This is a genomic window from Candidatus Enterococcus wittei, assembly GCF_002140175.1.
In the GTDB taxonomy this organism is placed as follows: Bacteria; Bacillota; Bacilli; order Lactobacillales; family Enterococcaceae; genus Enterococcus_B; species Enterococcus_B wittei.
In genome coordinates, this window is sequence record NZ_NGMO01000001.1 from 76739 (window position 1) to 87637 (window position 10899).

The 10899-nt window shown below is 38.2% G+C and carries 1 protein-coding gene; it reads right to left on the reverse strand.

Annotated features, from left to right (window positions below; all coding sequences use genetic code 11):
* Positions 1-598: 598 nt before the first annotated feature.
* Positions 599-10765 (reverse strand): QWxxN domain, encoded by a 10167-nt coding sequence (locus A5844_RS00265; protein ID WP_086283079.1) that lies wholly within the window; start codon positions 10763-10765, stop codon positions 599-601.
* Positions 10766-10899 lie beyond the last annotated feature (134 nt).

The following is a 10899-nucleotide window of genomic DNA, read 5'->3' on the forward strand; positions in this document are numbered from 1 at the left end:
TTTTGAACGCCGTTTTCAAATGTAAGGAGTCTGTAGTTTCTTTAAAATCATTTAATGCTTTAAAATGGTTCCCCTCATTTTTTAGGGTTCTGGCTTATTACCGAAGTGCAGCTTCTTGAACGCCGTTTCTAAAAATTCGGGAGTGAGTATTAACCTACATATATCCATGAACCTACTACCTATGAAAATATTTTTCCATATTTTCATAGCGTCTGCCTTATTATCGTAGAAGCTGGTTTTTGAACGCCGTTTATTTATAGTGACTATCTTATTATGGAAGCAGGTGGTTTTATATAACCCATGATTTGCGAGCTCAACTAAATCCAAAGACAATAATAAAAGTATGAGGCTGGTACAGAAGTGGTTAACTCCAAGAAATAAGCTGAAATTCACGAAAGTTGCTTTTCCAATCTTTGTGAATTTCAGCTTATTACAGATGAAGTTGCTTCTGATTCTGCTATTTATATGTATTTAGAGCGTGAAACAAGAGTGAATCATACTTTTGTTCCACGCTCAGTTCGAATATCTCTACTCCCTTTACCTCTATCATGTTAATATGTATCATCGGATGCGACAGAGGAAAGCTCACATAATTTATTTAATGTTGTGGGGTTAATACCTTCCGATTTTTGTTGATCAGTGGATTGAATCCCTTCGTTGGATGGTTTTGAGTACTTCTGTATTTACTAGTGAATACAATATCGAAAAAACTTTGATTCGCTGGATTATTTGGTAAATCTGTGTTTATTTGTTGATTGGAGACAAAAAGATTGGGATTGTTTTCGGTATTCGTAGTTACAAGATTTAAATCACTTTGTTTCGATACATTCTTTGGTAGCTCCATACTTACTGCTTGGCTGGAGTCATATTGATTGGGATTCTTACTTCTTTCTATACTCTGATTGATAAGTTTTAATAAACTTTGATGGGCTGCATTCTCTATGGGTTCTATACTGGCTGACACTACCTCTCTTTTGTTTCTGTTGCCATTTGTTTGGCTAGAGGCGACACTTGTTAAATCCGGAAGATTGGTTGTTTGTTCTTGCGTTTTATTTTGCTGAATGTTTTGCTCAAAATTTACCGACCCACTGACATAAGATAACACCTGAAACGTAAACAAGTCTCCATTTCCTAATTCGTCCTTATTGAGATCTCTTTTCGCAAGAAATTGTGCATCAAATGCTCTTCCTTCCACATGATCTCTGATAATGGTCATCAACATTTCTGCGTCCGTTAACTGGAAATGAACACGTAAGGTGTGGTTTGCTTCTAACGCTGATTTGAGCATCTCTGGTGTTAAATAATCCTCGGATAATTCTAGTGCATGTGCCAATTCATACCCATAATTTAGTAATAATTTAGAATCTACTTTTATCAGCTCCGGATATTTTTGGTCGTAAATTTCCAGTGTTTTTTTTCCGTTATTCTTTAACCCCACCCCCGCCTGGCTATATTCTGCTAAATCTTCTGAAGCTGCCACCAGATGTGTGACTTCATGCATCACTACGTCAGGACCAGATGGGCGGTTTTGTAGAAGCTCTGGTTTAGGATGAAAAGCATCTGCAAAAATAAAGATACGACACTCCGACTCCTTTCTTAGCGTAAATGCCTCAGTTGCAATCGCGTGATTAACCGAAGAATAGTATTGCAGTGCTTTCTCATCATAAACTAACTCTGTTGATAAGGTCCATACATTTTGAAAGGCTAAATCTTTCGAAATTTCCAGGAATTCACTTCCCTTTTTCGATATGCTATTCAATCTCTTGACACTTTCTCTTAGAATTATTTCTTTTTCTGGAACATCTTGCAATTTGAACATTTGGATCAGATATTCTCCTTCTTTCGTACTTGAGAGGTTCTCCTCTTTCAAAAGATTTTCATACAATTTGACTGCCGATTCAAATTTTTTTTTTGCCTTCTTAAAATCTTCCCTAAGTTCCGCCTGAAATGGTTTGAAATAATCTTGTACATCCGTTGAATCAAGACCGACAAATACCTCAAATTTAGGTCTAGGATGAAAATTCTTATCAATCTCCTTATAAACTCGTTTAACGACCCGAGCCTCATCATCTAGATAGTAAGCCTGCCATTCTGGAGGGAAAATAGAGAGTGTCCTAAGATCTACCTGGTTATGTCCTATAAACTTTCTCAATCCTACATCCCGTTTTGCATGTTTAAATTTCACCCATTTCGCCCAATTGTCTGGCGCCGCAGGAAGTTCAGGATAGGATTCTTCATGGAGAACTTTGGGAATGGCTCCCGTTGAGGTACTTGGTGCCCCCTGTGAAGTACCCATTGAGGAGCCATGAGACGTACCTGGCCCCGCTTCTTCATGTGTGGTGCTCTGTGAAGGAGTATCTGCAGATGAATCTTTGGATGAGCCAAAATTCCATTTCCAAAAAGCTTTTCTCCTTCGTTCAAGAATATCCTCTTGAATAAACATACTTAATTCTTTCCTCTCCACGATGGTTTCCATCCTAAATCCGCCATTCTCCAGATCGAACCTCAACACCGCCATCGATTCATCTATATCTTTTTTCACTAAATGATAACGCCCATTATTTTGATCAAATAAGATAAGAGGAATATAGTGATTATTGATCTTGATGTAGGACCTTCCGGATTTGTCATACATCAAATCCCGCTCATAAGGAGGAGAAAGGGTGATTGGATCCTTCAATGATTCAAACTCATCGATCTTTTTGGTAACTTCATCTGCCAGTTCTTTCGTTACATATGGTGAAGTCTCTGGTTCGAAATACCACTCTACACCATTGTAATTCACTGGATAAATCTTTTCTCCATCCAATACATCAAACCGTGCGCCATGTCCTTCAATGGGGGTGATTCGGAGAGAAATCAATTCATGATTCATTTTAATAAAAGTCTTTACCTCTTCCCCTTCTTTTTCCGATATCAAGACTGTTCCTTCACCATAAGCTTTTGGATTCACATTAGGTACACCAACGAAAATCTGAGGAACATTTGTCTTTACTGATAAACGTTTGATCAATGCTAATTCGTCTGGTGTAAAGGTAACTGGTCCCCTAAAGAGCTCTAACTGATCCTCTTTCAAGACAAAATATCTACCAGAAACAGTTCCAGTATTTAGATTCGTTACCGGTGCATATAAATGATACTTGACTAATTTCACCGCGAATTCCGCCCCACCATCTGGTAAGCGAGCCATGACTACTCCACTTGGTAGTTCTGAAGATGATATTGATTTAGACAATTTTTCTAAAACGGATGTCACTTCCTTAGTCACATATACCTGATTTTTTAATCTCACTAATCCTTTAAGTAGCTGCTTGCTTCCCCCAGCTACTAACCCAAATCCGGGATCTACATAGCGTAAAGTACTGTATAGGACTTTTTTGAGTTCAAAGGCATTAGGAAGGAATTGGGCACCTTTGCGAATCCCATTTCTTATCCCACCCGTTGCTATCGCTCTAGCCACACCTAAGGCAAATCTTGTATTGAGAGCGGTGATCTGTCCTAAAACCGGGATTAAAAGAACGACATCAATTAGGCAAGAAGAAACAGCCTTGACAGTATCTTGTTCAGCAATTCCCGTCACGCAATCATAAAAAGGAATGAAGTGTTTAAGGACATCCCAAATTTGTCGTGTGATCGTTTTGTCATCTCCTGACTTATACAACTGTGCATAAAGCGCCTCACTATGCTGACGGCTGAGTGCATCAATAAACTTTTCTCTCTCAGCACCATGGGATAACTTTTTACTTTGATCCGCACGCACAGAAAACGTATACAGCCGATTCCCTACACGAATGGAATCCTCTTCTACTTTATAGCCTTTTTTCTTGATTTCGGTTTGATCAAATAATCCGAATTTAAGATATAAAGAAGGATCTTTATCCACTCGATAGTAAATGTAACCTCCGTTGTTCTCCAATTTCTTCAGAGCATACAACCGCTCTTCATAGCCTTTAAACGCTATAAACAGATCGCATTGAGCAAGCTGAATCACCACTTGCTGATTCAGATAAGCAGCTGGAAAAGGCGGTGCTGTACCACGTCCAGGAAACCCCGGCTTACTTTCCAATTTAGCATACGCCAAATAAGTTTGAGTCTCTGGGGAGAAAACAAACTGGCGTTCTGTTGCATCAAATGAATTGGTTGCATATTCAATCAGTTTCTTATCAAACGGATAGAAACTATCAGATACAGCTCTTGTCAACGCTTTATAGGCATCCTCAATATTAGGGGAGGTAAAGTAGTCAGGACAAGGATCTGATCCACCAAGATATCTCTGTTCTAATACTAGAGCGCTAGTCTTTACCCCCTCTCCGATACATTTTTTTGCTTCCTCTTCTGCTAACACCTTTTTCCGTCGCCATTTAAGTGTGTTTTCTTGATACAGATCAAACACCTGATTGAATATTCTTTCATTTTCCATGATTTGGATATTTCCTTTTTGCCAATACCCCATAAAGGTTCCAATGGCCACTTCTTTATAGTTTCCTTTCTCCAATGCCTTCCGTAATAACATCGGATCCAGTTGAGCCACACTAAGTAACGCAGGGATCAGGATATAATGCAACTCGTCAAAGTTCTTGACCTCATTTTTAATAAATTCCTCCAAGAAAAATGATCCAATCATTCGAATTTCTTCTTGATTGTATTGTGTTCGAATCCCTTCATCCTCTAATAATTTTGTTCCTATCAATTGGATTAAGGAACCATAATCAGAGATTAGTAAGTCATCTGCCAAAGCACTCGTTTCAAGAAAGTAATTGGGCAATGCTTCATTGAGTAATAGTGTCCATAGTTTTTGGAATGCGACTTTCTCTTCTTCCCTGTCTTTAGAAGTATAAAGAGAATGCAATATAATACGGCCAGTTCTTCTTAACTCATCAATCTCAAAGAGCTTTCTGAGACTACCAATGGTAAATTGCGAAGGATCAGGAGAATCTATAATCTGCTTAATCATATACATTTCTATCGGGCAGCCTAATACATTTTCAAATACCCATTTCGTAATGGTTGATTTGGCATCTCTATCAGAAATGCTCTCTTTTTCTTCCTCACCCCCACCATATAGATTTAATTCTTTCAAGATCGTTTTCGCTAATATTTGGAGCTTTTTATAGCTGAGTACTATCCCACTACCTTCTTGTGTAAACCATTTCCCCATGGCGATTAGGATTGCTTCCTTTGTTACGTTACCAGTCAGAATACCCTCTTGTCGAAAGAGCTGTTCGATTTGTCCCATCACACTTGGGTCTTGCCATTGAATCACTTTATCCTTTACTTTTTCTTTTGTGACTGGAGATTGCGTACTAGTAATTGTCTGTTGCTTTTCACTCTCAAGTTGAGGGGTATGTAGAGAAGGAGTACTATCTACCAGAGTCTCAAATAACCAGTCAGCAACTATCGTCGTCGCTTGTGACTCTGAAATAAGTCCATCCTGTGGCTCTCCTAGAAGGACTTGTGCTAGTTGCTTCACTCTAACCATATCTAGTGTCTGTTGAGTGGCTCCCTTAACCAGCCCCCAATCTGCGACAGTTTTTACCAATTTATCAGGAGTAGTATCTTCGGACTTTACTCCATTTTCAATTAAAAATGCGATCATTCTTAGACGCTGCCCCATTTTTTGTGTGTTATCTAGCTTAGTTTTCTCTTCTAATGCCGTAACACTAGTTCTGTTTTTGAATACATTTTCACCATTATCACGAATAAAAGCTTTGATTCTTTGATTGAGTTGGGGTTCCTCTTCAAAATCATCATTTTCTTTATAAGAATAGCCTGTCTGAGCGTTATTGTTGCCCCATTGAAGTAAGACATTTCGTGCCTTATTGATGGCTATAGCTTTTTCTTCTAGACCATAGGATTTACGAAGCAGTTTGGCTGCCTCTTTTTCTCTTGCGACAATTTCAGGATATGTTTCTCCTTTAAGGATCCATCCTCTTAACTTTCGGACCAATTCACTTTTGGTCTGTTTGTTAAAAGAAAGCCCTTTATCAATTAGAAATTTTCTGATAGCCTCATTTGCTATTGATGTTTTCTCTCGGTTTTTAAAAAGATTATAATGCGCATAAATCAGGGGAAGGGGTTTCCCCTTGGGCACAGTTGCGGGACGATCGTGAATAAAATCGTCATAAATTTGCATGCTTGCTTTTTTTTGTTGCTTAAAATAAATCAGCAAGTAGTGTTCTGCTTTCCCTAAATAATGATGGATCGTCTCATTCGTTATTCCCTTATAGGGATGACCCACGAGCAATGTATTGATCTTCCATTGCATGAAGATCCCATTCATTTTGTCGAATGGCATAAATTCCCCTAAGCGCACGTTTTCTATTCCATAAGCATTCAATAGAAAGTAAGCCAGGTATTGTCTTCTCCCGGATTTGTCATATGCTTCTTTTGGATCTGATTTTTCGAGCCATTGCCGAATTCCCTCCGCTAGTTCACTTTCCGAGAGTTCCTTTATTTCTATTCCTTCCTTTATCAAGAAATCTTTTAACAGTTTGTTTACATCATTAGCTTTCGATCGTTTTTGAAAAAGTTCATAATCATAATAAAAAATCGGTAGCACTTCTTGAGTGATTGTTAAAGGAATCACATCATTGGCGATTTCTTGAACAAGTTTATGTACTTGTACTAGTTCAGAATCAACCACAGTATCGGGCACTGTCATCATCTCACCAGTTCCTTTACTGATTGCATTTCGAGGTTGACCTTCCTCCAATCGTAGTTGTTGGAGATTGATCAATGGATAATCGCTGAGCGCATTGTTATTTTCCCATTGAAATACCGTACTAAGTGCATTCGTATCGGAAATATTTCTATCTGCTATTCCATAACCCTCTAGAATGATCGGGGCAAGTACTTTCTTTTTTTCTAGAATTTCTGCATCTGTTGGCACCTTTTTTGTCCATTCATTAGCGGTAAGAACGATTTGCTGGCTGGTTAAAGCTTCACATGTAACCTCTTGTTCGCAGAGAAAATCTTCAACTAACTCATTGGCTTTCTCTGTTTCTCCACGTTTTTGATATACTTCAAAATCGTACCAGATAGGAAACAATGGAACAGACTTTTCTATAGGAGAAGGTCGACCATCTAAATAAGCTTCTCGAATATGATTGGTGGTGATCAACGCTTCGTGCGGAATTGGTCCATAGGAATTTGCAATCAAATGAATCGTTGTTCCAACTATTTCAGTATTTTCGACGATCGTTTCATTTCGTGATGGGCTTGTAATCAAAATCGCTTGGTCTATCGTTTTAAATTTGGCATTCTTAAAGATATTATTGTCTTGCCATTGAAGTAAAATCGTAGATGCTCTAGTTTCTGTCATAGCTTCTCCAGAAAGTCCAGAAGCCTCAAGAATCCTACCAGCTAATTGTTTCATTCGATTTAACACTAGAGTCTTGTCTTCGTGTATCCAATTTTGTGAAGCAATCAACAACTCTCTGTTTGTCATATCTGAACATGAAGCTTTTCCTTCACATAAGATTTTTCTGACTGCTTCATTGACTTTTTCTGTTTCACTCCGCTTCAGATATAAATCCTCGTCAAACCAAAAAGGTGGCAATTCTTCAGAAATTGGTTTGGAAGAAGAATGTTCTCCGAGAAAATTTGAAATGATATTATTTATTTTTCTTATTTCATCTGGAGTAAGCTTTTTATAAGATTTCAGGATTGGGGGATTAGAAATTGGCAAATCCTGTATCTGCCCCCTTTTAGTCCTTATTTCAATATGTAGTTGGTGATCATCTATTCCTTGGACAGACTCAGTAGTTAGCTGGGTTGCGTCGATTGCCACAGTCACTTCAGTACTCGCCTGATTTTCATTCAGCGTTGTAGTTGTTTCAGTCATCACTAATTCTGTTGAAATTGCTTGTTGTTGTTCTTTAAAGATGTACCCTTGAAAAATATTATTATTTTTCCATTGTAGATAGATGTTTGTTACCTTCTTATCAGGCAAATCTTCTCTACGCTCCAATCCAGAAGCCTCACGAATGATACGGGCTATTTGTCTTCTTCTAAGTGGTTTAATTAGCCTATTGGTTGTTACCCATGTCTCTACAGCATTAAGCAGTTTCAGCCCTAATAATCCTTTACATGGCACTCCTTTCTCACATAAATGATCTTTGATTTTTCGATTGACATCTGATGTTTTATTACGCAGATCAAAAATTTCAGGGTCATACCAAAAAGGAGGGAAGGATTTGGTTTTCGATAAATCAGAAGACTGCCCCTTCAAATATTCCGTTGTGAGTTGCTTTATATTTGCTACCGTATCCCCTGAAAGGATTTCATAAGATTTCAAGAGCGCCTCATCAAAACGGGTCGTGAATATAGTCGTTTCTGTAACATTTAATTTTGTTGGTGTTCCTTTAGAAAATCCCTCTGTTGATAACGGACTTTTTGTTTCTATTGTTGATGATGCTATAGGTGTGGTCATGCTTGATTGAGATTCATTCAATCCTTCAGTTATTTTTGTATACGTTTGTTTGATATCTTTAAATTTATAGTCCTTAAAAATATTATTGTTTTGCCATTGAAGTAAAATTGCTGCTACCCTCGTATCTGTCAATTTTTGAAGAGGAAGCCCAGAAGAACTATGAATGATCTTAGCAAGCTGTTTTCTTTTCATTTGTACAGCTGCCAAATCTCGTTCTTTTTCCCAGTCTTTTACCGACAGAATCAATTCTTGGCCAGTCATAGTTGGACATTTACGCATATTCAGACAGATAAACTGATTCACCTTTTGATTCACTTGTTCTAGCTTATCCCGTTTTTCAAAAATCTCAGAATCATACCAAAAAGTGGGTAATTTTTCAGGCATTTGTTTCCACAATTGGTTCCCACTATAGCCACGCATGTATAATGTAATGGTATTTTCTAATTTCACTTGTGTTTCTTTAGGAATGACTTCTGAATATTGCAATTGTGGCGGTAATGGTGTAGCCGATGTCGTTGCGTTCGTCCGAGTGATTACGGTGGTTGCTTCACTTGTCACAGGCTCTACTGAAGTTGTTGATTGATATTCTTTTTGGGTTGGTTGTTGCCGGTCTTCAAACTTATAACCTTCAAATGCATTATTATTTCGCCATTGGAAGAGGATATTTATTGCCTCTTGATAGGTCAGATCGATTTTCTGAAGTCCGGAAGCTTCACGTATGACACTCGCTAATTGTATTATTCTATTTATTTTAGTTTCCACCCCATCTTTTACTTCCCAATTCTCTACGGCATTGAGCAATTCAATTCCTGATAATTCGTCACATAGGACTCCTTGTTTACACAAATAGTCTTTGACTTTTTGATTGACCTCTTGTATTTTATGACGCAATTGAAATGTTTCATAATCATACCAAAAATCAGGAAACTCCACTTCTTTTGGTACAGTAAGAGGCAGTTTACTTAGATATTCTGTCATGATTTGATTTATTTTTACTGTTGTCTCTATAGAAAGTTTTTTCCAGCCCATCAGAACTTCTTTTACTTCTTCAACAGGGAGCAAAATTGGCCTTGCCTCAACACCTAATTTGGGAAATACATCGAAATTAAAACACTGGATATACCCATCTATCTTTCCATAAAGATCCTCTGCCAAATGCCAGATTTGAGAAAAAATATTCTCTTCTTCTGGGAACAACGCTTGTATGGCTTCCAATGTCGATTCCAAGGGTAGTTCCTGATCATGGTTTATCGAAAAGATGCTCAGTAACCAATCAGCAAAATACGACAGCAGCGAACCTCTTGACCCATTTTGTTCTTGGGTATAAAACTTATTTTCATGTTGGGAAAAAAAATGGTAAAACAGCTCAGTTAATCCATTCCAAAATGTTTCTATCACTTGATTGTGTACATTAGTTGTATTACCTGTGGCATTCTGTTTATTTTCATAAATAGTTTGAGAGGCCTTTCTTAGTTTTTGCGCAGCCTCTTTCGCAGAAAAATATGAGGGTCCTTGAACTGGTGTAAGGGTCATAGCATGAGGAGAAGAAAGCCCACTTTCTTGTTTTATTCCTTGATCATTTTGTCTCTCTGCTTGACCGACCGCATCCTGACAAATGGTTTTAAAACTCGTTTGTTCCACACTTTCTCCTGTAATGATCCATGTATTTACCTGATCCGTCCTTCTCGTAGTACTACAATTCGCCAGCTGATAGAGGTCGTGAACTTTCTGGTGAACAAAAAGACTCAATTCATGGGCCCTCTTCGCTATGTCGATAACCGATTGTGTGGCCATTGGTGTCTGATGATAGAACGTCTGATTTCCAAAAAGAGAACGAGCACTGGTACTTGGTAGTGCGACCGATGTAGCTCGGTGAGACCTTGTATCGGTCGTATTCAAAAATAATGGGGACTGGAATCGCTCACGATTGATGGTGGAGGTTGAAACAAAAGAATGGATCCTTGTCTGATTCCCCTCTCTTCTCACATCAATTCGTGTATTCACTTCAAAAGCTGGAGGAGTTTTTTTTAAGACCATCTGTTGGTCGGGCAAATCTAATGGCGGAACCATCGCCAACAAGGTTCCCCATGTATGAAGCCAGCCTACTGGGCGTTTTATTCCTTCAGGTGTGAGGGTGTGTCCTGATCTATTGGAGACATTGTTTAAAACCCTTTGGTCATCTCCTGACTTATTCTTATCATTCATTTGGTTGTAGTTTCGACCACTTGTTCTTCTAGAAGTATCTTGTGGTATCCTTGATTTTTTCGGCATCTTTGTCTTCTTTGTCTTCTTTGTCTTCTTTGATTTCAGTGATATCCTTGATTTTTGTGGCATCTTTTTCACTCCTTCATTAAAAATTAATTACAGAACTATTTTGTTGTATAAGTGTTCATTTGAATAACATCTAATGGTCTATGATTTTACGTCACCAATCAGGCTTCTACGAATGAATTAAGCAACCCTACATC